This window comes from Thioalkalivibrio sp. ALJ12, assembly GCF_000378305.1.
GTDB lineage: Bacteria > Pseudomonadota > Gammaproteobacteria > Ectothiorhodospirales > Ectothiorhodospiraceae > Thioalkalivibrio.
Genome location: NZ_KB899538.1, coordinates 59839 through 80896 on the forward strand (window position 1 = coordinate 59839; position 21058 = coordinate 80896).

Sequence of the window (21058 nt, forward strand, 5' to 3'; positions counted from 1 at the left end):
GATGTAACCACCAAACCGCCATCTCGCACTACCGGCCACAAGATGCCAGTATGAGAATTCCGCTTGCGCCGGTCATCGCCCCCAGCGATACCAGGAAGATGGTGACATGAAGATCAAAGACCTTATTGACGAAGCCGAGTCCCTGCCCGTGGAAGAGCGCGCTCTGGTGGTCGATTCCCTCCTGCGCAGCCTGAACCCCCCCGATGCGGGCGTGGACCGCAAATGGGCGGAGGTCTCGCGGAAGCGCCTGGAAGAGATCCGCTCGGGCACAGTCGAAGCGATTCCTGGCGAACAGGTCTTCGAGAGGATATGGAGCCGGTTTGAACGATGAGTTTTCGCTTTCACCCGGAAGCGGAGCAAGAACTCACCGAGGCCGTTCAGTACTACGAAGAAATCGAGCCCGGCCTCGGGAACGATTTTGCAGTTGAAGTGTTTGCAGCGGTGCAACGCGCCATCGCCTACCCGCGTGCCTGGACCGTTCTGGAGGGCGAAGTGCGGCGCTCATTCGTGAAGCGGTTTCCGTATGGGGTTCTCTACGCAGAAGAGGACGGGGGCATCCTGATTCTCGCGGTCATGCACCTGCATCGCCACCCGGATTACTGGAAGGAACGCACACGGGAAGGCTGATGACTGCTCCCCCAGACAGCGGCAGCCATGCGGCTGGCCAAGGATCTGGACATGCGGGTACGACACGGCACACTGAGTGCGATGTCCCGTCAATCGAAGCAATGGAGTCGTCGATGACCATGCAGGAGACCATTACCCGGAAGCTGGAGGAGCGCTTTGCGCCCGAGCATCTGGAGGTGGTGAACGAGAGCCACATGCACAACGTGCCGCCGGGTTCGGAGTCGCATTTCAAGGTCACGGTGGTGTCCGAGGCCTTTCGTGACCAGAAGCTGATCGCGCGGCACCGGCTGGTGAACCAGGCCCTGGCCGACGAACTGGCCGGTGGCATCCACGCCCTGGCGCTGCACACGCTGGACCCGGACCAGTGGTTCGAGCGCGCCGGCAAGGTCGCCGACTCCCCGCCCTGCATGGGTGGCGACGGCGGCAAGGCCTGATCCCTTGCCGCTAACAGAGATCCCCGCGCCCGAATCGGCCGTCGACCACATCCTGCGCGCTCGGCTGGAAGCGCCGGGGCTGATGGACCTGCTCGGCCAGATCGAGGCCAGCCTGAAACCGGCGGCCAGCCACCCGCCGCTGCCGGGCGTATCCGAGCACCTGGGGCCGGACCGCCACATCGTGCTGTGGCTGATCGACGGCTTTGCCACCCGCTATCGCCGCCATACACCGCTGCTGGGCGCGGACTACGTAACCGACCTCGAGACCGTGTTCCCCAGCACCACGGCCACCGCGATCACCAGCATCCTGACCGGGCGCACGCCCGCGCAGCACGGCCTGCTCGGCTGGCACACCCGCCTGCCGTCCGCCGAACGCACGCTGACGGTACTGATGGGCCAGGAGCGCGACGCCGAGGACCGCCCGGCCACGCTCGGCTACCGCGAGCTGACCGGCCGCGTACAGCCAGACCGCCTGGTCGACCGGCTCGGCTGCCACACCACCATGATCGGCCCGGACTGGATCGGCGGCACCCCGTACAACCGCATGATGAACAGCTCCGCCGCGTTCATCGGCTTCGAGGACCTGTCCGAACTGCCGGCGCGGGTGGCCGCGCATGTGAACGCGACCCCGGGGCCGCATTTCACCTACGTCTACTGGTCGGAGCTCGACCACCTGGGCCACCAATACGGCCCGGAAAGCCCGGAGGTGGAGCGCCACCTGAAGCAGCTGGACCTGGCCTACACCGCGACCTGCGCGCAGATCCAGCGCCCGGAAAGCGTGTTCCTGACCACCGCCGACCACGGCATGCGTACCATGGAACGCCGCCTGGACCTGCGCGAGCACCCGGCGGTGCAGGCCTGCCTGCGCCACCGCCTGACCGGCGAGCCACGTGCCGCCATCGCCCATGTGCGCGAAGGACGCGACACGGACTTCCTGACGGCCCTGGACGCCGCCTTCGGCGCGGACGTAGCCGCAGTCCCCGCCGCTGACTGGCTGGGGCCCGGCACGCTGGGCCTGCCGCCGGGGCATCACCGGGAGCACCCCGAGCTGCGGGCACGCGCCGGCGACTACCTGCTGCTGCCCGCGGAGGACGCCTACCTGGTGGACCCACCGGACGACGACGAGGGGCCGTTCTTCGTCGGCGCCCACGGCGGCCTGTCGCCGGAAGAGCGGCATATTCCCCTGTTTCTTCGGAATATCGGCCAGTCGCGGTAAACTGTCAGGTTCTGTGCCGGCCAAACGGGCTGGCGCTGGCTGAAACAAGACTGTCCCGAGATCCCATGAACGACACCGCCGACCAGACCTACAACAACGCCGCCCAGCACCTGATCGAGCTGGCGAACCGGCTCGCCGATGACGGCCAGGCCACCGAGACCGGCGACGTCGCCGACGGCCTGCTGGCCGGTGCCGTGCACTTCTGGCTGTACAGCCGCCAGCCCTGCGGCGATCCGTTGTGCGAGGACTGCGCCCCGTTCGCGGACGCCGAGAGCCGTCTGGCCATGCTGCACGAGCTGATTGACGAGCTGGCGCGCGACAGCGACTACTTCCACGCCACCACCGACACCACCGTCGGCCACGCCTGACCCGCTACGCCCGAGCCGATGCCGGTCACGCCCTTTCGCCCCGCGACCGATACCTGGTTCGGCGAGGCCTTCGGGCAGGCGACCGCGATCCAGTCGCGCGGCTGGCCCGCGATCCGGGCCGGCCATCACTGCCTGCTGATCGCCCCCACCGGCAGCGGCAAGACCCTCGCCGCCTTCCTCAGCGCCATTGATCGCCTGACCGGCGAGCCCGCCCCGGATGCCCGTCGCGGCTACTCGGTGCTCTACATCTCGCCGCTGAAGGCGCTGGCCACCGACATCGAACGCAACCTGCGCGCCCCGCTGACCGGGATCGCGCAGACCGCCGCGCGCTTGGGCGATGATGCCCCGCGCGAGCCAGTGGTCCATATCCGCACCGGCGACACCCCGCAGGCCGAGCGCCGCGCTCAGGCGCGCGAACCCGGCGATATCCTGGTGACCACGCCGGAGTCGCTGTACCTGCTGCTGGGCTCGAAGGCCGCCGAGAACCTCGAATCCGTCCACACGGTGATCATCGACGAGGTGCACGCGCTGGCCGGCAACAAGCGCGGCGCCCATCTCGCCCTGTCGCTGGAACGCCTGGCCGAGCGCTGCGACAAGGACCCGCAGCGCATCGGGCTGTCCGCCACCGTGCACCCGGTGGAGGTGGCGCGCGGCTTCCTCGGCGGCGACCGCGAGGTGGAGGTGATCGACGCCGCCGAGCCCCCGCGCCTGGACCTGGAGATCCTCGCCCCCGAGGAGCCGCCCGCCGCGCACGCAGCGCCGACCGTCGAGGGCCCGGATACGACGACCCCCTCGTCCGGCCCGATCCCGTCCGGCTCCATCCTCGGCGCGGTGTACAGCCAGGGCACCGGGCAGCTCCCCGCCGCTGGCGGCGACCGCGCCGCACGCCTGGAGCCGCGCCTGCTGGCCGCGATCCTGGAGCACCGCTCCACCATCGTGTTCGTGAACAGCCGCGGGCTGTGCGAGCGTCTGGTCCAGCGCATCAACGAGGCCTGGCGCGAGCAGCAGCCGGAGGATGCCGAACCGGTGGAGGATCTGGTCGCCGCTCACCACGGCAGCGTGTCCCACGAGCGCCGCGCCGAGATCGAGGGCCGGCTGAAGACCGGGCGCCTGCGCGGCATCGTCGCGACCAGCTCGCTGGAACTGGGCATCGACATGGGCGCGGTGGACCTGGTGATCATGGTCGAATCCCCCGGCGCGGTCGCGCGCGGGCTGCAGCGCGCCGGGCGTGCCGGGCACGGCGTGGGCCAGGTCTCGCGCTCGCTGCTGCTGCCACGCTTTCGCGGCGACCTGCTCGAATGCGCGGTGATCGGCGAGCGCATGCAGGCCGGCGCGCTGGAACCGATCCACGCCCCGCACAACCCGCTGGACGTACTCGCCCAGCAGATCGTCGCGATGGTCTGCGAACGCCCGCGCACGGTGGACGAGCTGCACGCGCTGGTCCGCCGCGCCGCGCCCTGGCGCGAGCTGTCGCGCCCGTTGCTCGAGGCCACGCTGGACATGCTCTCCGGCCATTACCCGAGCACCGACTTCGCCGACCTGCGCCCCTGGCTCGCCTGGGACCGCGCCCGCGACGAGCTGACCCCGCGCCGGGGGGCGGCACTTGCCGCGCGACTGAACGCCGGGACCATCCCCGACCGCGGGCTGTACGGCGTGCATGTCGGCGAGGGCGGGCCGCGCATCGGCGAACTGGACGAGGAGATGGTGTTCGAGCTGAAGACCGGCGAGAACGTGACCCTGGGTGCCAGCACCTGGCACGTGGAGGCGATTACCCGCGACCGCGTGCTGGTCTCCCCCGCCCCCGGCGAGGTCGGCAAGCTGCCGTTCTGGCATGGCGACGGCCCCGGCCGCCCGATCCAGCTCGGCCAGGCCATCGGCGCCGCGACCGAGCGGCTGGCCCGCATGGGCCGCGCCGAACGCACGACCTGGCTCAGGGAACACGCGCCACTGTCGGAGGCGGCGGTCGAGACCCTCAGCGACTACATCGACGAGCAGCGCGAGGCCACCAGACAGCTGCCCTCCGACCAGCGCATCGTGGTCGAACGCTTCCGCGACGAGGTCGGCGACTGGCGCGTCTGCATCCTGACCCCGTTTGGCGCGCGCGTGCACGCCCCCTGGGCGCTGGCCCTGCAGAGCGCGCTGACCAGCCGCTCCGGCTTCGAGGTGCAGGTGATGTACACCGACGACGGCATCGTGCTGCGCCTGGCCGACAGCGAGGACCTGCCCGATCTGGACAGCCTGTTCCCCGACCCGGAGGAGCTGGAGGAGGCGGTCACCCGCGAGCTGGGCAACTCCACGCTGTTCGCCAGCGCCTTTCGCGAGAACGCGGCACGCGCCCTGCTGCTGGTACGCAACCGCCCCGGCCAGCGCACCCCGCTGTGGGCGCAGCGCCTGAAGTCGCAGCAGCTGCTGGCCTCGGTGCGCGAGTACGCGAGCTTCCCGGTGGTGCTGGAGACCTACCGCCAGGTGCTGGCCGACGTGTTCGACCTGGACGCCCTGCGCCAGATCCTGCGCGGCGTGCAGGAACGCCGCATCCGCGTGCACGAGGTGGAGACGCCGCAGGCCTCCCCGTTCGCCCGCAGCCTGGTGTTCGCCTATGTCGCGGCCTACATCTACGAGCAGGACGCGCCGATGGCCGAGCGCAAGGCCCAGGCGCTCACGCTCGACCGCGGCATGCTGGCCGAACTGCTGGGCCAGGCCGAGCTGCGCGAACTGATCGACCCCGAGGCCCTAGCCGAGCTGGAGGCCGAGCTGGCGCACGCCACCGAGGCGACCCGGGTGCCGGACGCCGACGCCCTGCACGACCTGCTGCGCCGGCGCGGGGACCTGAGCCCGGACGAAGTGGCGGCCGCCTGTGCCGAGGCACCGGGGCCGTGGCTGGAACAGCTCGCCCGGTCCCTGCGCGCGGTGGAGGTGCGCATCGCCGGCGAGTCGCGCTGGATCGCGGCCGAGGACGCCGCGCTCTACCGCGATGCCCTCGGCGTGGTGCCCCCGCCCGGCCTGCCCGCCGCCTTCCTGGAACCGCCGCAGCGCCCGCTGGAACAGCTGCTGCGCCGCTACGCCCGTACCCACGGACCTTTCCGCAACGAGGACCTGGGCGCTCGCTACGGCCTCGCGCCGGGCGCACTGCTGCCGGCGCTCGAGAGCCTGGAGCGCGCCGGCGTACTGCTGCGCGGCGAGATCCGCCCGCAGGGCACCGGCGAGGACTGGTGCGAACTGGACATCCTGCGGCGGCTGAAGCGCCGCACCCTGGCGCGGCTGCGCGACGAGGCGGCGGCGGTGGACGCCCGCGCACTGGGCCGCTTCCTGCCGGCCTGGCAGGGTCTGACCGAACCCGGACGCGGGGCCGGCGCCCTGCGCGACACGCTGACGCAACTGGAGGGCATCGCCCTGCCCTGGTCCGCCTGGACCGCCCACGTACTGCCGATGCGGGTGCGCGACTTCTCGCTGGATGCGCTCGACCGCATCACCGCCTCCGGGGAGTTCGTCTGGGTGGGCAGTGGTGCGCTGGGCCAGCGCGACGGGCGCCTCCGCTTCCTGCGCCGCGAACAGGCGATGGTGCTGCTGGAACCGGAGGCCGGTGCCGCGGATACCCCCGCCAGCGACGACCCGCTGGCGCAGGCGATCCTGGAGGCCCTGGACCGGCGCGGCGCCTGCTTCTACCTGGAGCTGGAACGCGCAGCCCGGACGGCGCAGCCGGACGCCCGCCAGGACGCGATCGAAACCGCGATCTGGGACCTGGTCTGGGCCGGGCAGATCACCAACGACACCTTCGCGCCGCTGCGCAGCCTCGGTCAGCGCCGGACCTCCGCGCGCGGCCGGCGACGCCCGGGACAGGGTCTGGCGGGCGGGCGCTGGTCACGGGTCGCCGAGCTGATCGACCCCGGCGTGTCGCTGACCGAACGCGCCCGCGAACAGGCCGAGAACCTGCTGGCCCGGTACGGCGTGGTCAGCCGCGAGATGGCCCGCGCCGAGGGCCTGCCGGGCGGCTTCGGGCGCGTGTATCCCGTCTACCGCGCGATGGAGGACGCCGGCAAGCTGCGCCGTGGCCACTTCGTCGAGGGCCTGACCGGCGCTCAGTTCGCCCGCGCCGGCGCAGTGGACCGCCTGCGCGCCCTGGAACGCGCGGCCGACGACACCCCCGAGCCGCAGTGGCTGGCGAGCGTCGACCCGGCCAGCCCCTGGGGCCAGCTCCTGCCCTGGCCGCAGCCGCCGGAAGCGGCCGAGGGCCGCCTGCGCCGCGTGGCCGGGGCGCTGGTCGCGCTGGCCGGCGGCCAGCCGCTGCTGTACCTGGCCGCCTCCGGTCGCCAGCTGTTCGTCTGGGAGACCATCCCCGGCATCGACACCGCGGAGGAGCACGCCGCCCTCGTCACCGAGGCCATCCGCCAGCTCGCCGGGAGCCGCTGGCTGCCGAAGCGCCGCGGCGTCACCATCGAGAGCATCAACGGCGAACCGGCGCGCCAGTCCCCGTTCGCCGCCGCCCTGCGTGCCGGCGGCGCCCTGGGCGAGGTCCGCGGCCTGCGCCTGGAGCCACCCGCCGGCCGCCGTTGATGCGATTCGCTGCGCTCATCGGCATCCTACCGTGACATCGGCGCGACCTAGGGTGCGTTGAGCCCTGCGAAACGCACCGTTCGCCCGGAATCTCTCGAAGCTCGAACGGCTGCCCCAACCCATCGGCATATCGCAGTCGCCCATCACACGAGCCCGGGCAAAAAACGCCTGTCTCGCTGGACACTCGCACCACCGGTACGGCAGAATCCCGTTCATTCGATGCACCTTCCATTTTTGGTGCAATCGCGTCCATTCACGACAGGATCGCTGCCGATTCCGCCCATCATGCCTTCTATCCTGCTACTCAACGGCCCCAACCTGAACCTGCTGGGACAGCGGGAGCCGGAGCGGTACGGGCACCATACGCTGGCGGACATCGAGGCCGACCTGACTGCGCACGCCCAGGCCGCCGGGGAAACCCTGGCCTGTTTTCAGAGCAACCACGAGGGCGAGCTGATCGACCGCATCCATGCGGCACGCAGCGAGGGCGTACGCCGCATCCTGATCAACCCGGGCGGCCTGACGCACACCAGCGTAAGCCTGCGCGACGCCCTGCTGGGCGTCGACATTCCGTTTTACGAGATTCACATCAGCAACATCCACGCGCGCGAGGCGTTTCGTCATACTTCGCGCCTGGCCGATGTCGCCGCCGGCACCCTGAGCGGGTTCGGCGTCATCGGCTACCGGATGGCACTGGACGCGGCAATCGCGGCCCTCAAGGAGTCATAGACACCCCATGGATATTCGCAAGGTCAAGAAACTGATCGATCTGCTCGACGAGAGCGGCATCCACGAGATCGAGATCCACGAAGGCGAGGAATCGGTGCGCATCACCCGTTCGCCGAGCGGCTCCGCCGTGGCCGCCGCCCCGGCAGCGATGCCCGCCCCGGCACCGGCCGCCGCCCCGGCCGCCCCGGCGGGCGAGGCCGCGGCACCGGCGGCGCCGGAAGTGGACGGCCACCCGGTCACCGCGCCGATGGTCGGCACCTTCTACCGTGCCCCGAGTCCCGGCGCGAAGCCCTTTGTCGAGGTCGGCCAGACGGTAGAGGTCGGCGAGACGCTGTGCATCATCGAGGCGATGAAGATGCTCAACCCCATCGAGGCGGACCAGGCCGGCACCATCCGCGACATCCTGGTCGAGAACGGCAACCCGGTGGAATACGGCCAGCCCCTGTTCATCATCGGCTGACGCCCCCCGACTTCGCTGCCTACAGGTCCGAGCATGTTTGAAAAGATTCTGATCGCCAACCGCGGCGAGATCGCCCTGCGGGTCCTGCGCACCTGCCGCGAGATGGGCATTGCGACGGTCGCGGTGCACTCCAGCGCCGACCGCGACCTGAAGCACGTGCGCCTGGCCGACGAGTCGGTCTGCATCGGGCCGGCCGCCTCCGGCGAGAGCTACCTGAACATCCCCGCGCTGATCGCCGCGGCCGAGGTCACCGATGCCGGCGCGATCCACCCCGGCTACGGTTTCCTGTCGGAGAACGCGGACTTCGCCGAGCGCGTGGAGTCCTCGGGCTTTGCCTTTATCGGCCCGCGCGCCGAGACGATTCGCCTGATGGGCGACAAGGTCTCAGCCAAGCAGGCGATGCAGGATGCCGGCGTCCCCTGTGTGCCCGGCTCCGGCGGCGCGCTGACCGACGACGCCGACACCAACATGGCGCTGGCCCGCGAGATTGGCTACCCGGTGATCATCAAGGCCGCCGCGGGCGGCGGTGGCCGCGGCATGCGCGTGGTGCACACCGAGGGCGCGCTGCTGCATTCGATCTCGCTGACCCGCAGCGAGGCCCAGCAGGGGTTCGGCAACGACACCCTGTACATGGAGAAGTACCTCGAGCACCCGCGCCACGTGGAGTTCCAGATCCTCTCCGACAGCCACGGCAACGCCATCTGCCTGGGCGAGCGCGACTGCTCGATGCAGCGCCGCCACCAGAAGGTGATCGAGGAGGCCCCGGCACCGGGCATCACCGACGAACAGCGTCAGGCCATGAGCGAGCGGCTGGTGCGGGCCTGCCAGGAGATCGGCTACCGCGGCGCCGGGACCTTCGAGTTCCTGTACGAGAACGGCGAGTTCTACTTCATCGAGATGAACACCCGGCTGCAGGTCGAGCACACGGTGACCGAGCAGGTCACCGGTATCGACCTGGTGCGCGAACAGATTCTCATCGCGGCGGGCGAACCGCTGTCCCTGACCCAGGATCAGGTGGAGATCCGCGGGCACGCGATCGAGTGCCGCATCAACGCCGAGAACCCGGCCACGTTCATCCCCAGCCCGGGCACCATCCAGCAGTATCACGCCCCGGGCGGGCTCGGCATCCGCATGGACACCCACATCTACAACGGCTACGCGGTGCCGCCCTACTACGACTCGATGATCGGCAAGCTGATCGCCCACGGGTTTGACCGCAAGATCGCAATCGCCCGCATGCGCGGCGCGCTCGGCGAGATCGTGATCGACGGGATCGAGACCAACATCGCCCTGCACAGCGAGCTGATGAATGATGCGAACTTCCAGAACGGTGGGACCGATATCCACTACCTGGAGAAGAAGCTGAAGTCGCTGACCTGATGAGCCTCGCCGAGCTGCAGTGCCAGATTGCCCCGGAGCAGGCCGAGCCCCTGGAGGATGCCCTGTTCGAGCTTGGCGCCGTCAGCGTGGAGCTCCACGACGGCGCCGACGAGCCGCTGTTCGAGCCCCCGCTGGGTACCCATCCGCTTTGGTCCAGCGTGTGCCTGAAGGCCGTGTTCGCCGACGCCACCCAGGCCGAGCTGGCCGCGGCCTCGCTGGAGCGACTCCAGCCGGCGCCGGAATCCATCTCCGTGGTCGCGATCGAGGATCAGGACTGGGTGCGCGCGGGGCTCGATGGCCTGGGCGCCATCCACTGCGGGGGCCCGCTGTGGATCGTGCCCTCCTGGGAGACCCCGCCCGACGTCGAGGATGGCGTGTTCGTGCATCTCGACCCGGGCCTGGCCTTTGGCACCGGCAATCACCCGACCACCGCGATGTGCCTGAAATCACTGGCGGCGAACCCGCCACGCGACCAGCAGGTGCTCGACTACGGCTGCGGCTCCGGCATCCTCGCGATCGCGGCGCTGAAGCTGGGGGCACGACATGCGGTGGGCACCGACATCGACCGCCAGGCCGTCCAGGCCACCTACAGCAATGCGGCGGAAAACGACATCTCCGAGGACCGGATCGAGGTCGGACTGACCGATCACCCGGTACCCAATGCCGGCTTTGATCTGGTTATTGCCAACATCCTGGCCAAGCCCCTGATCGACCTCGCCCCGGAACTGGCCCGCGCGGCCCGCCCGGGGGCACGCCTGCTGCTGGCCGGCCTGCTGGAGCGCCAGGCCGACGAGGTCATGGCGGCCTACGCGGACGCCTTCGACATCGGGATCGAGGACACCCGCGAGGGCTGGGCCCTGCTCAGCGGGCGCCGGCGCTAGCGTATGCGCCCGCGACCGGTCTTCTGGCACGGCTGACCGGAGCCCCTCGCGATGCTCGCCCGCTGTCCCCATTGTGGGGTTGCCCACACCCTGACCCGCGGCGAAGAGCTACGACTGGACCGGGCACATTGTGATGCCTGCGGTGCGGACTTTGCGCTGTTCGTGGCACTCGAGATCGGCGGCGCCGGCGAACGGGCAACCGGCCCCGGCATCTCGGCGGTGCGCCACACTGCCTCCCTGGATATCGAGCGCAGCCCCCGGCGCCAGACACTGGAACTCGATATCGATACCCGCCCCGGGCAGACCACGGCATTTCCGGGACGACGCCCGGGGCGGGCCTTCGCTGCCTTTCTGGCCCTCCTGCTGCTCGCCCTCCTCGCCCTGCAACTCCTGCTGGCGCCGCCGGTGCCCCCGGGGGCCTGGAGCGGACTGGACGACGCCCGGGCGAGTCTCTGTGCCACCCCGCGGGTCGAGGATCTCTGCCCGCCATGGGAACCTGGGCGCGAACCGGCACGCATCCGCGTCTCCTCCCCCGACCTGCACCTCGCCAACGCGGGAGACCTGTCCATGCGCTTTGAGCTGGAAAGCCCACTGCAACAGGGATGGCCGGTCATAGACGTTTGGCTGTCGGACCGACTGGGGACACCCCGCGGCCATTGGCGACTCCATCCGGCGGACGGCCATGCCAACCTTCAGGCACCGATGGCGGCGGGTCACCGCTATGCGATCGAGATCGAATTACCTGATACCGGGCCGCACATCACCGGGGCCCACATCACGCTGCACTGACCCCGCCCCGCTCAACGCTGCTAGACTCTCGGGTTTTACCCTGCTGGTTCGAAATCCCGCATGCAGCTCGGCCCCCACCATTTCCCCGGCCCACCCGTGTTCCTGGCCCCGATGGCCGGGGTCAGTGACCGGCCGTTGCGCCTGATCGCGCGGCGCCTGGGCGCGAGCGCGGCTGTCTCGGAGATGGTCACCTCGGACACGCGCCTGTGGGGCAGCGACAAGAGCCGGCACCGGCTGGACCACCGCCAGGAACCCCGCCCGCGCATCGTGCAACTGCTGGGCAACGAACCCGAACCGCTGGCCGAGGCCGCGCGCGAGAACGTGCGCCGCGGGGCGGACGTGATCGACCTGAACCTCGGCTGCCCCGCCAAGAAGGTCTGCAGCAAGGCCGCAGGCTCGGCCCTGCTGGGGGAACCGGAGCGGGTACGCGAGCTGCTGACCGCACTGGTGGAAAGCGTCGAGGTCCCGGTCACGCTGAAGATGCGCCTGGGGCTGGATCGCGAGCGGATCAACGCCGAGACCATCGCGGGCATCGCGCAGGATTGCGGCATCGCGATGCTGACCGTGCACGGGCGCACCCGCGCCGACGCCTATCGGGGCACGGCCGACTACGAGGCCATCGCGCGTGTGGTACGCGCCGTTTCCATCCCGGTGCTGGCCAACGGCGATGTAGTCGACATCGACAGTGCGCGCCGGGCGCTCGCAACCACCGGCGCGACCGGACTGATGATCGGGCGCGGGGCACAGGGGCGCCCCTGGCTACCCGGCCAGATCCGCGCCGCCCTCGCCGGCGAACCGGTGCCAGTCGACCCGACATGGGATGCGCGTCTTGCGCTGATCGAGGAGCATTTGCAGGCATTGCATGCGCAATACGGCGAAATGCAGGGCGTGCGTATCGCGCGCAAGCACCTGGGCTGGTATCTTCAGCACATGGGTCTCGGGGAGGACCCAACCCGGGCGGCACGGGCTTCCCTTCTCGCCGCCACTACCGCTAGTGAACAGCTTGGGCGCCTGCGCGCCATTCTGTCAGGAATCACAAGCGAGGCCGCATGAGGATGGACGCACCCTCTTTAGAACAAGAACAAAGCGGGGAACCGGTATCATCCGGCAACCTCGCGTCGGGCTGCGTACTCGCCGAGTCGGTGCGCAATGCGCTGGACCAGTATTTCGAGACGCTGGACGGGCAGAGTAGTCACGACCTCTATGCGCTCGTAATGAACGAGGTCGAGCGCCCGCTACTGGCCTGCGTGCTGGAGCGCTGCAACGGCAACCAGAGCCGGGCGGCGGCGCTTCTGGGGCTCAACCGCGCCACGCTGCGCAAGAAGCTGCGTGCCCATGGCCTGATCAGCGAGAACGGCCACGGGAACGGAAACGGGAACGGCGCCCAGCGCTAACTCACCCCGCCGGACCCGGCACACGCCCGCCACCTGACGGGCGTGTGCGCAATCATCGACCGATCTAGCCCTTCCAGCCGAGGCGCTGCAGCGCCGTGCGGTGCAGTTCCGGCGTCGCGGCCGCCAGCACGTTGGTGGTCTGCAGGTCCAGCTCGCCGCCAGACAGATTGGTGAAGGCCCCGCCCGCCTCGCGCACAATCACGGCCAGCGCCGCGATATCGAGGATGTTCACATCCGACTCGATGATCAGGTCGATGCTGCCGCGCGCCAGCAGGTGGTAGTGGTAGAAGTCGCCATAGCCGCGCGTGCGATTGACCTCGGCCATGATCCCGCCCAGCGCCGCCCAGCCTTCGGGATTCTGCGCGAGGGTCTTCAGGTTCCCGGTGGACAGCGAGGCGCGGCCCAGCTCGGTGGTCGGGGCGACGGCAATCTTTTCGCCGTTGAGGTAGGCGCCCTGGCCCTTTTCCGCCCAGGCGCGCTCTCCGAACTGCATGCCATTGGACAGCCCCAGGATCAGATCGCCCTTGTGCATCAGCGCGATCTGGGTGGAGAAGAACGGGTAGCGGCGCACGAAGCTCTTGGTGCCGTCGATCGGGTCGATCAGCCAGACATAGTCGGAGTCCATGTCCGACTGGCCGGTTTCCTCGCCGTAGAAGCCGTGATCCGGGAACCGCTCGCGGATCACCTGGCGGATCGCCTGTTCGCTTTCCACGTCGGCGCGCGTCACGGGCGTGTCGTCGGGCTTGGTCTCCACATCGACGCCGGCGGCGTAGTAGTGACGAATGACCTTGTCCGCGGCATCGGCGGCGGCCTGGGCGGCCTCCATAAACGCGCTTTGCTGCATGCTGCTACCCCTTCAAAAAAGGAGCTATCTTAGCATGCCGCCCCCAGCGGCTCTGGCCAGGAAGCGGTCGGCGGTTGTCCCGGCCCCGGCATGCCCCGATAATGCCGCCATCTTTTCGAGGAGTCCGACATGCCCAAGAAGCTGCCCGACGTCAGCAATCTCGAACGCCTGGAACTGTTCGGCGAGGACTACAACCCGAGCGCGACCATCGAGAACGTGGACGGCCAGACCCTGTCGCTGCAGATCTACTACCAGCTGGCGCTGGACTACGGCGGCATCGGCCCGAAGGCCGCCAACTCCGGTTTGCTGATGTACGGCAGCCATGCCGACGATGCCCGCGCCGACCCGGGCAAACACCCGAACATCGACCGCCTGTTCGAGATCCTCGACAAGGGCTACTACCTGTCGGTGAAGGCTGTACCCAAGCGCAAGAGCCGCGCCAGCTAGTTCCTTGCGGAGACGTTCTCCCGTTCCGGCGCATACGTGCAAACCGGAACGCGTCCTCCGCACATCACGGCAGGCGGTTGGTGTGGATCACGCGCCAGCCGCGCGTCGGATGCCGATGCAGTCGGGTCCGGCTCGCATACTCGCATTCCAGCTGGAACAGCCGCTCGTCCGGCACCCCCATCACCCAGCCGACCAACGCACGGATGACCCCGGCGTGCACGATCACCAGCACTCGTTCCACCGGCTGGCCGCCGACCGTGGTCTCGAAGGCCGCCTCCACCCGCCGGCGAAAGGCGCCCAGCGGCTCCGCCCCGGCCGGCCGCGAATGCACCGGATCGGCATAGAACGCCCGGTATTCCTCCGGCCGTTCGCGCTGCAGCTCGACCCGTGTGCGTCCCTCCCAGTCGCCAAAGCCGACCTCGCGCAGGTCCGGCTCCAGATGCAGGGACAGGTCACGCTCGTCCGCCAGGCGTTCGGCAAACGCCCGGCACCGGTGCATCGGCGAACTGACGACCGCCTGCCAGCCGTCATCGTCACGCACCGCGTGTTCCATCTGCGTCCACCCCTGCGCGCTGAGCGGGTCGTCGCAGCCATGCCCACGATAGCGCTGCCCGCCCTCCGGTTCGCCGTGTCGCAACAGATCCACAATCATGCCGTGTCCTCGCTCAGGCAGGCCTCCAGGCAGGCCCAGTCGAAATGCGGGCCCGGGTCGGTCTTGCGCCCGGGGGCGATGTCGCAGTGGCCCACCAGCGCATCCGGGGTAATGGCCGGAAAGCGTTCGCGCAGCCAGCCGATCAAACGGGCCAGCTCGGCGTACTGCACCGGCGTGAACGGGTCGTCGTCGGTGCCCTCGAGTTCGATGCCAATGGAAAAATCGTTGCAGCGCTCGCGGCCACGCCACTGCGAGGCGCCGGCATGCCAGGCCCGCCGGGAGAACGGCACGAACTGGGTCGCCACCCCCGCCCGATCGATCAGCACATGGGCGGACACGCGCAGATCGGCGATCTGCGCAAAGTAGGGGTGGGCACCGGGGTCGAGCCGGTTCTGGAACAGTTCGGCCACGTGCGGCCCGCCGAACGTGCCCGGCGGCAGGCTGATGGCATGCACGACGATCAACTCGGGCTCCATCCCCGCAGGGCGTGCGTCCTGGTTCGGGCTCTCAAGCACTTGGGCCGACGGCCACCAGTCGCGATCGACGATCATAGTCTCGGTCACGGGGCCTCCTCGGGCGGGCGCTGCAGGCAGGCCGCGAGGGCCTCGAGCAGCAACGGCAGGCGTGGCGGGGCCTCGAGGCGGCCGTGGTAGGCACCGGCATTGAAAACGAACAGGGCCGGGAGGTGGAAGACCTCGAACTCGCGCACCAGCGCGGTATCCATCTCTGCATCGACGACGAACAGGGCGGGCGCTTCGGGCTCGGCCTGCCACTGCTCCAGCACCCGGCCCATCACCTTGCAGGCCCCGCAGCCCCGGCGGGTAAACAGGATCACCGCCGGACCCGGGACCTCCAGGAGGTGCTGATGAAAGTCGAACTGGGTCAGCCGGGGCAGGCCCGTCTGACGCAGGGTCGGGTCAGTTGGAGTTGTCTTCGGCCTGTCGCTCAATGGATTCACCGGCATCCTGCACGTCTTCGCCAAACCCCTCCATAGTGGCGCAACCAGCGATGCCAAGCGAGCCCAGAGCCACCAGCAGGATCAGCAGGGCGGCGGGAATGCATTGCGTGAAATGCATGCGAGCTCCTTGTCTCTTTCGTGATTCGGTCCGTGATACCGACCGCCAAAGGGCACTCCAGGGACGGTCACACTTTATGAGGCGCACGCACTGGGGTAGTTTACGCGCCGCCCTCTTTTCGTGAAGGAAGTCGCAACCCTGTGTCCGACCTGAATCCGCAACAACAGGCGGCCGTGACCACCACGGACCGCCCCCTGCTGGTCCTGGCCGGAGCGGGCTCGGGCAAGACCCGCGTGATCACCGAAAAGATCGCGTACCTGATCGAGCAGCGCGGGCTCGAGGCGCGCCGGATTGTCGCAATCACCTTTACCAACAAGGCCGCGCGCGAGATGCGCGAGCGCGTCCAGGGACGCCTGTCGAAGGAACAGGCGCGCGGGCTCGGCGTCTCCACCTTCCACACCTTCGGGCTGAACTTCCTGCGCCGCGAACTGGACGCGGCCGGGCTGCGCGCAGGCTTCTCCATCCTCGATCCAGGCGACTGCCGCTCGCTGCTGCGCGAGATCACCTACCGCGACGATACCGGCTCCGAGGTCGACGCCCTGATCGGCCACATCAGCCGCTGGAAGAACGACCTGATGACGCCGGAAGAGGCGCTGCATGAAGCCAGCCAGATGAGCGACGCCCCGGAGGCGATCGCCGCGGCCAATCTCTACCCGCGCTACGAGGATGCCCTTCGCGCCTACAATGCGGTGGACTTCGACGACCTGATCAAGCGCCCGGTGGACTGCCTGCGTGCGGACACCGAGCTGCGCAACCGCTGGCAGGACCGCATCCGCCACCTGCTGGTGGACGAATACCAGGACACCAACTCCGCGCAGTACCAGCTGGTGCGCCTGCTGGTGGGCGTCAGTGACGGCCTGACGGTGGTCGGCGACGACGACCAGTCGATCTACGCCTGGCGCGGCGCCCGCCCGGAAAACCTCGCGCGTCTGCAGCAGGACTTCCCGCGCCTGGAGGTGATCAAACTGGAGCAGAACTACCGCTCCACCAACCGCATCCTGCATACCGCGAATGCGCTGATCGCCAACAACCCGCATGTGTTCGAGAAACGCCTGTGGAGTGCGCTCGGCGAGGGCGAGAAGATCGAGGTGATCGGCTGCTCCGACGCCGACACCGAGGCCGCGCGCGTAGTCTCCGAACTGATGCGCCGGCGCTTTCGCCTGAACGCGGGCTGGGGCGACTTCGCCATCCTCTACCGCAGCAACCACCAGTCACGGTTGTTCGAGAAGCTCCTGCGCGAGCAGGGCATCCCCTACCGCCTGAGTGGCGGGCAGTCGTTCTTCGAGAAGGCCGAGATCAAGGACCTGGTCGCCTATCTGCGCCTGCTCGCCAACCCGGACGACAACACCGCCTTCCTGCGCGTGGTCAATGTGCCGCGCCGCGAGATCGGCCCGGCGACGCTGGAGAAACTCGGCCACTACGCCAACCAGCGTGGCACCTCGCTGCTGCAGGCCGCGCGCGGGGCCGGCCTGTCCGAGTACATGGACGCCCGGGCGCAGGCACGCCTGGAACGCTTCACCGACTGGGTCGACGGCTTCCAGCGCCGCGGCGAGGACGAAGCGCCGGACGCGCTGCTGCGCACCCTGGTCGAGGACATCGACTACGAGTCCTGGCTGCTGGAGAACAGCTCCAACCCGCGGGCCGCGACCCGACGCATGGAGAACGTGCGCGAGTTCATCGACTGGGTCGGGCGCATGGGTGGCGGCAACACCACCGCGGAGTACGGCGACGACGAGGCAGACGACGAGCAGACCATGGACCTGGCCGATATCGTCAACCGCATCAGCCTGATGGACATTCTCGACCGCAACCGGGAGTCCCAGGACGGCGACGAGTCCGTGCAACTACTGACCCTGCACACGGCCAAGGGGCTGGAGTTCCCGCATGTCTGCCTGGTCGGCTTCGAGGAGGAGCTGCTGCCGCACCGGGTCAGCGTGGAGGACGATTCCATCGAGGAGGAGCGGCGGCTCGCCTATGTCGGGCTGACCCGTGCCCAGCAGACCCTGCTGATCACCTACGCCCAGAACCGGACCCGCTACGGCGAGACCCTCGAATGCGAGCCCTCGCGCTTTCTCGACGAATTGCCCGAAGAACACCTCGAATGGCCGGACGCCAGGCCGCCGGATCCCGAGACCCAGAAGCTCACTGCCCAGGCCCACCTGGCCGGCCTCAAGGCCATGCTCGGCAAATAGCCGCTGCGCGGCCGGGGAGCCTTCGCTCACTACTGGGGCGCCCGGCCCATTCCGGACGCCCCGGCCCGCTCCCCCCTTCGTCTACTTGGCATCTCGCCGTGCGCGCCCAGCGCCTCAGGCGGCCCAAAAGTATGAAATTTGTCACACCCTGCTTTTGATTCTTATATCAAAGCCCCCACCTCAATTGAAGCCGCAAATGCGATCCATACGGATCTGGTCAAGCAAGCCCCCTGTCCGGCCTCCGGCATCGACGGCATCAGTGGCGCAGCTTCAGGCCGACCTTGGTGATGCGGGCGCCGTCCATCTCGCGGATCACCAGGCGCATCGGGCCAAGGTCGACGGCGTCGCCGACGACCGGCTCGGCCTGGAGTTCACGACGCAGGTAGTCCTCCAGGGTGTCGCCCTGGTGTTCGGGCGGTACCGGGGCGCCGTAGGCCATGCCGACCGCCCCGAGTTGGGCGTCGCCATTGAGGGCAAACTCCCCGAACACACTTTGCTCGGTCAGGCGTTCCGGCACCTGGTCCTGCGGGACGAACAGGCGGTCGAGGTCATGCAGATCGGCCGGGGCGACCATGATGTAGAGGTGGTCGCCGGCATGCAGATCGAGCAGCTCGAGCGTGTCCAGCAGCTTGCCCTCGCGCAGGTGGGCCACGACCCGCGCACTGCCCGGCAGGCGGAAGTTCGACCACGCCTCGCGCACCACCGGCGTGGTCTCGGCCAGGCGATAGCCGACCAGCTCCATCTCCTGCTGTCCGGGGATGTCCAGCTCGGTGCGCTGCACCCGCGCGGTGGTCGGGGGCAGCTCCAGCCCCAGCCAGCGCGCCGAGGGCGCGACGGTCCAGCCCTGCACCAGCAGCGAGATCAGCACCACGAAGAACACGACGTGGAAGAAGTAGCCCGCCAGCTCCAGCCCGGCGAGCAGCGGGAACAGCGCCAGGATGATCGGTACCGCGCCGCGCAGACCGACCCAGGCGATGAAGACCTGTTCGCGCCACGGGAAGCGGAACGGGTACAGGCACAGCCATACGGCCAGGGGCCGGGCAACCAGGATCAGGACCGCGGCGACGAGCCCCGCATCCAGTGCCACCGGGGGCAGCCCCGAGGGCGTCACCAGCATGCCGAGCATCAGGAACATGCCGATCTGTGCCAACGAGGCGATCCCGTCGTGGAAGCGCTTGATGTTCTGCGAGGCCTCCAGCGGGCGGTTGCCGATCAGCAGCCCTGCCAGGTACACGGCCAGAAAGCCCGAGCCGCCCACCAGGCCGGTCAGGCCGAAGATGGCCAGTGCCCCGGCCATCGCGAACAGCGGGTACAGCCCGCCCGCCATCGGCACCCGGTTGATCAGCGCCAGCAGGGCGAAACCGCCCGCCACACCAAACAAGGCCCCCAGCCCCATTTGCTGGACAAACTCGATGGCGACGACCACCCCGAATTGCTGGTCGGGCATCAGCAACAGCTCGATCAGCACGATGGTCAGGAAAATCGCCATCGGGTCGTTGGAGCCGGACTCGATCTCGAGGGTGGCGCCGACACGGCTTTTCAGTTCGAGCCCGCGCGAACGCAACAGCGAGAACACCGCAGCCGCGTCGGTGGATCCCACAATCGCTCCCAGCAGGAGCCCCTCCAGCCAGGACAGCCCCAGCCACCAGACGGCAAACACTCCGGTCAGGCCCGAGGTCACGAGCACCCCGAGCGTGGCCAGTCCCAGGGCCGGTTTCAACCCGATACGGAAATTGCGAGCAGGAGTGCGCATCCCGCCGTCGAACAGGATAATCGCCAGCGCGGCCGAGCCGATCAGATAGGCCAGGGTGATATTCTCCACCTCGAGACCGCCCGGGCCCTCCGGCCCGAGCAGCATGCCGATCACCAGGAACACCAGCAGCAGGGGCACACCCAGCCGCGAGGTGATCACGCTCGAAAGGATGCTGCCCAACAGCACAATGGCCGCCAGGAAGATGATCTGGTTGGAGAGGTCCATGCGTCGATCATACCGGAAGCCCCCGAAAACCCGCCCGGGGAGAGCGGCCCTTGCCCTGTCCGGCGCGCTGGCTGTCCCACTGGGTCTCGCAGCAGCGCCGGCCGCCGCCGAGCGCGGCGTCGACGCGCTGCACTTCGAGTTCGAGAACGACCTGTTCGCCGGTGAGGACCGCTACTACACCAATGGTTTCCGCATCGGCTGGACGCGCAGCGAGGAGCGCGTACCCCCCTGGCTGCAGCGGGTCGCGGACGCCCTGCCCTACTTCGTCGATCGCGAGGAGCGCGGGCGCCTGAAATCGGCCATCCACCTGGGCCAGAACATGTACACCCCGGAGGACATCGAGCGCTCGCCCGCGGACCCGGACGACCGTCCCTACGCCGGCTGGCTGTACCTGAACTTCAGCCTGGCCGAGGATCATGGCGACCGCCTGGACCGCCTGCAGGTCACCGTGGGCACCGTCGGGCCCGCCTCGCTGGCCGACCGCACACAGAAGGAAGTCCACAGCTGGTCCAGCGCGCCGCAACCACAAGGCTGGGACGATCAGATCGGTAACGAGGCAACCCTGATGGTGGGCTACGAGCGCCAGCTACGCGGGCGCTCGCATCGCGCCGAGGGCGGCTGGGGCTGGGACCTGACGCCACACTGGGGCGCGACCGTGGGCAGCCCGTTCACCTTCGCCAACGCCGGTGCAATCGTGCGCGCCGGCCGCAACCTGCCACGCGACTACGGCCCGCCTCGGATCAATCCGGCCCTATCGGGTTCGCATACCTTCGAGACGGTCGGCTCCATGGGCGGCTATCTGTTCGCGGGGGTAGATACCCGGCTGATGGCCTATGACCTGTTCCTGGACGGCCCGCTGTTTCGCGACGGGCCCTCGGTGGACAAGCACCCAGCAGTGGGGGAACTGACCGCCGGGTTCGTGTTCCATGTGGGCGGGGTGCGCCTGGGCTACACCCATGTGTGGCGTTCGCGGGAGTTCAGCGGCCAGGCCAAGGGCGCGGCGGAGTTCGGCTCGCTGCACGCCACCTGGCAGTTCTGAC

General features: G+C 69.0%; 22 protein-coding genes. 16 read left to right on the forward strand and 6 right to left on the reverse strand.

Annotated features, from left to right (window positions below; all coding sequences use genetic code 11):
* Nucleotides 1-106 precede the first annotated feature (106 nt).
* The 13 genes from F467_RS0100280 (at nt 107) to F467_RS0100340 (ending at nt 12829) form a co-directional block, all read left to right on the forward strand.
* Nucleotides 107-331 carry an addiction module protein gene (locus tag F467_RS0100280; RefSeq protein WP_018138966.1) on the forward strand — a complete coding sequence of 75 codons (225 nt, stop codon included), beginning with the start codon at nt 107-109 and terminating at the stop codon, nt 329-331.
* Complete coding sequence (locus F467_RS0100285; protein ID WP_018138965.1) at nt 328-627, forward strand: type II toxin-antitoxin system RelE/ParE family toxin; 300 nt, start codon at nt 328-330, stop codon at nt 625-627. Before F467_RS0100280 ends, F467_RS0100285 begins: the two co-directional genes overlap by 4 nt.
* Before the next feature lie 113 nt (nt 628-740).
* The gene (locus F467_RS0100290) at nt 741-1061 is read left to right on the forward strand and encodes a BolA family transcriptional regulator (RefSeq protein WP_018138964.1); all 321 of its coding nucleotides are present in this window, start codon (nt 741-743) and stop codon (nt 1059-1061) included.
* Between the two features lie 82 nt (nt 1062-1143).
* A complete protein-coding gene (locus tag F467_RS0100295; RefSeq protein ID WP_018138963.1) occupies nt 1144-2277 on the forward strand; it encodes an alkaline phosphatase family protein in 1134 nt (377 codons plus the stop codon).
* A 65-nt stretch (nt 2278-2342) separates the two neighbouring features.
* Entirely contained in the window at nt 2343-2645 is a 303-nt protein-coding gene (locus F467_RS0100300; protein ID WP_018138962.1) for a hypothetical protein, read from the forward strand.
* 18 nt (nt 2646-2663) lie between these two features.
* Nucleotides 2664-7196: a DEAD/DEAH box helicase gene (locus F467_RS0100305; RefSeq protein ID WP_018138961.1), complete on the forward strand. Its 4533-nt coding sequence runs from the start codon at nt 2664-2666 to the stop codon at nt 7194-7196.
* A 285-nt stretch (nt 7197-7481) separates the two neighbouring features.
* A complete protein-coding gene (gene aroQ / locus F467_RS0100310) occupies nt 7482-7925 on the forward strand; it encodes a type II 3-dehydroquinate dehydratase (protein WP_012983603.1) in 444 nt (147 codons plus the stop codon).
* A 7-nt stretch (nt 7926-7932) separates the two neighbouring features.
* Nucleotides 7933-8385 (forward strand): acetyl-CoA carboxylase biotin carboxyl carrier protein, encoded by a 453-nt coding sequence (gene accB / locus F467_RS0100315; RefSeq protein ID WP_018138960.1) that lies wholly within the window; start codon nt 7933-7935, stop codon nt 8383-8385.
* A gap of 33 nt (nt 8386-8418) precedes the next feature.
* Nucleotides 8419-9765, forward strand: a complete 1347-nt coding sequence (gene accC, locus F467_RS0100320) for an acetyl-CoA carboxylase biotin carboxylase subunit (protein ID WP_018138959.1) — start codon at nt 8419-8421, stop codon at nt 9763-9765.
* The gene (prmA, locus tag F467_RS0100325) at nt 9765-10646 is read left to right on the forward strand and encodes a 50S ribosomal protein L11 methyltransferase (RefSeq protein ID WP_018138958.1); all 882 of its coding nucleotides are present in this window, start codon (nt 9765-9767) and stop codon (nt 10644-10646) included. Before accC ends, prmA begins: the two co-directional genes overlap by 1 nt.
* 51 nt (nt 10647-10697) lie before the next feature.
* Complete coding sequence (locus tag F467_RS0100330; protein WP_018138957.1) at nt 10698-11435, forward strand: hypothetical protein; 738 nt, start codon at nt 10698-10700, stop codon at nt 11433-11435.
* 60 nt (nt 11436-11495) lie between these two features.
* Nucleotides 11496-12488: a tRNA dihydrouridine synthase DusB gene (gene dusB, locus F467_RS0100335; RefSeq protein WP_018138956.1), complete on the forward strand. Its 993-nt coding sequence runs from the start codon at nt 11496-11498 to the stop codon at nt 12486-12488.
* Between the two features lie 2 nt (nt 12489-12490).
* On the forward strand, nt 12491-12829 hold the full coding sequence (locus F467_RS0100340; RefSeq protein ID WP_018138955.1) for a helix-turn-helix domain-containing protein: 339 nt from the start codon (nt 12491-12493) through the stop codon (nt 12827-12829).
* Nucleotides 12830-12893: 64 nt separating this feature from the next.
* Here the strand turns inward: F467_RS0100340 and F467_RS0100345 are convergent, their stop codons facing one another.
* The gene (locus F467_RS0100345) at nt 12894-13673 is read right to left on the reverse strand and encodes an inositol monophosphatase family protein (protein ID WP_018138954.1); all 780 of its coding nucleotides are present in this window, start codon (nt 13671-13673) and stop codon (nt 12894-12896) included.
* A gap of 129 nt (nt 13674-13802) precedes the next feature.
* On the opposite strand from F467_RS0100345, the gene F467_RS0100350 reads away from it, so the two are divergent.
* On the forward strand, nt 13803-14120 hold the full coding sequence (locus tag F467_RS0100350) for a DUF2322 family protein (protein ID WP_018138953.1): 318 nt from the start codon (nt 13803-13805) through the stop codon (nt 14118-14120).
* Between the two features lie 64 nt (nt 14121-14184).
* On the opposite strand, the gene F467_RS0100355 is transcribed toward F467_RS0100350, so the two are convergent.
* The 4 genes from F467_RS0100355 to F467_RS0100370 are packed head-to-tail and all read right to left on the reverse strand — an operon-like array spanning nt 14185 to nt 15848.
* Nucleotides 14185-14772 carry a histidine phosphatase family protein gene (locus F467_RS0100355; RefSeq protein WP_018138952.1) on the reverse strand — a complete coding sequence of 196 codons (588 nt, stop codon included), beginning with the start codon at nt 14770-14772 and terminating at the stop codon, nt 14185-14187.
* Complete coding sequence (gene ampD / locus F467_RS0100360) at nt 14769-15335, reverse strand: 1,6-anhydro-N-acetylmuramyl-L-alanine amidase AmpD (protein WP_018138951.1); 567 nt, start codon at nt 15333-15335, stop codon at nt 14769-14771. The genes F467_RS0100355 and ampD overlap by 4 nt, the downstream gene beginning before the upstream one ends.
* Entirely contained in the window at nt 15332-15658 is a 327-nt protein-coding gene (locus F467_RS0100365; RefSeq protein WP_081601210.1) for a co-chaperone YbbN, read from the reverse strand. Before F467_RS0100365 ends, ampD begins: the two co-directional genes overlap by 4 nt.
* Before the next feature lie 31 nt (nt 15659-15689).
* A complete protein-coding gene (locus F467_RS0100370) occupies nt 15690-15848 on the reverse strand; it encodes an entericidin A/B family lipoprotein (protein ID WP_018138949.1) in 159 nt (52 codons plus the stop codon).
* 140 nt (nt 15849-15988) lie between these two features.
* Between F467_RS0100370 and F467_RS0100375 the strand changes: the two genes are divergently transcribed.
* On the forward strand, nt 15989-18040 hold the full coding sequence (locus tag F467_RS0100375; RefSeq protein WP_018138948.1) for a UvrD-helicase domain-containing protein: 2052 nt from the start codon (nt 15989-15991) through the stop codon (nt 18038-18040).
* 256 nt (nt 18041-18296) lie between these two features.
* Here F467_RS0100375 and F467_RS0100380 read toward each other — a convergent pair whose 3' ends face one another.
* On the reverse strand, nt 18297-20018 hold the full coding sequence (locus F467_RS0100380; RefSeq protein ID WP_018138947.1) for a potassium/proton antiporter: 1722 nt from the start codon (nt 20016-20018) through the stop codon (nt 18297-18299).
* Between F467_RS0100380 and F467_RS0100385 the strand changes: the two genes are divergently transcribed.
* Entirely contained in the window at nt 20017-21057 is a 1041-nt protein-coding gene (locus tag F467_RS0100385; protein WP_018138946.1) for a lipid A deacylase LpxR family protein, read from the forward strand. The genes F467_RS0100380 and F467_RS0100385 overlap by 2 nt on opposite strands.
* Nucleotide 21058 lies beyond the last annotated feature (1 nt).

What these genes read in the sequence shown, in the direction of transcription:
- accC (WP_018138959.1), top strand. Translation starts at nt 8,419, where the DNA reads ATGTTTGAAAAGATTCTGATCGCCAACCGCGGCGAGATCGCCCTGCGG.
- F467_RS0100380 (WP_018138947.1), bottom strand. Translation starts at nt 20,018, where the DNA reads ATGGACCTCTCCAACCAGATCATCTTCCTGGCGGCCATTGTGCTGTTG.
- F467_RS0100355 (WP_018138952.1), bottom strand. Translation starts at nt 14,772, where the DNA reads ATGATTGTGGATCTGTTGCGACACGGCGAACCGGAGGGCGGGCAGCGC.
- F467_RS0100340 (WP_018138955.1), top strand. Translation starts at nt 12,491, where the DNA reads ATGGACGCACCCTCTTTAGAACAAGAACAAAGCGGGGAACCGGTATCA.
- F467_RS0100370 (WP_018138949.1), bottom strand. Translation starts at nt 15,848, where the DNA reads ATGCATTTCACGCAATGCATTCCCGCCGCCCTGCTGATCCTGCTGGTG.
- F467_RS0100295 (WP_018138963.1), top strand. Translation starts at nt 1,144, where the DNA reads ATGGACCTGCTCGGCCAGATCGAGGCCAGCCTGAAACCGGCGGCCAGC.
- F467_RS0100350 (WP_018138953.1), top strand. Translation starts at nt 13,803, where the DNA reads ATGCCCAAGAAGCTGCCCGACGTCAGCAATCTCGAACGCCTGGAACTG.
- F467_RS0100305 (WP_018138961.1), top strand. Translation starts at nt 2,664, where the DNA reads ATGCCGGTCACGCCCTTTCGCCCCGCGACCGATACCTGGTTCGGCGAG.
- F467_RS0100345 (WP_018138954.1), bottom strand. Translation starts at nt 13,673, where the DNA reads ATGCAGCAAAGCGCGTTTATGGAGGCCGCCCAGGCCGCCGCCGATGCC.
- dusB (WP_018138956.1), top strand. Translation starts at nt 11,496, where the DNA reads ATGCAGCTCGGCCCCCACCATTTCCCCGGCCCACCCGTGTTCCTGGCC.
- aroQ (WP_012983603.1), top strand. Translation starts at nt 7,482, where the DNA reads ATGCCTTCTATCCTGCTACTCAACGGCCCCAACCTGAACCTGCTGGGA.
- accB (WP_018138960.1), top strand. Translation starts at nt 7,933, where the DNA reads ATGGATATTCGCAAGGTCAAGAAACTGATCGATCTGCTCGACGAGAGC.
- F467_RS0100280 (WP_018138966.1), top strand. Translation starts at nt 107, where the DNA reads ATGAAGATCAAAGACCTTATTGACGAAGCCGAGTCCCTGCCCGTGGAA.
- F467_RS0100330 (WP_018138957.1), top strand. Translation starts at nt 10,698, where the DNA reads ATGCTCGCCCGCTGTCCCCATTGTGGGGTTGCCCACACCCTGACCCGC.
- F467_RS0100385 (WP_018138946.1), top strand. Translation starts at nt 20,017, where the DNA reads ATGCGTCGATCATACCGGAAGCCCCCGAAAACCCGCCCGGGGAGAGCG.
- prmA (WP_018138958.1), top strand. Translation starts at nt 9,765, where the DNA reads ATGAGCCTCGCCGAGCTGCAGTGCCAGATTGCCCCGGAGCAGGCCGAG.
- F467_RS0100285 (WP_018138965.1), top strand. Translation starts at nt 328, where the DNA reads ATGAGTTTTCGCTTTCACCCGGAAGCGGAGCAAGAACTCACCGAGGCC.
- F467_RS0100290 (WP_018138964.1), top strand. Translation starts at nt 741, where the DNA reads ATGACCATGCAGGAGACCATTACCCGGAAGCTGGAGGAGCGCTTTGCG.
- F467_RS0100300 (WP_018138962.1), top strand. Translation starts at nt 2,343, where the DNA reads ATGAACGACACCGCCGACCAGACCTACAACAACGCCGCCCAGCACCTG.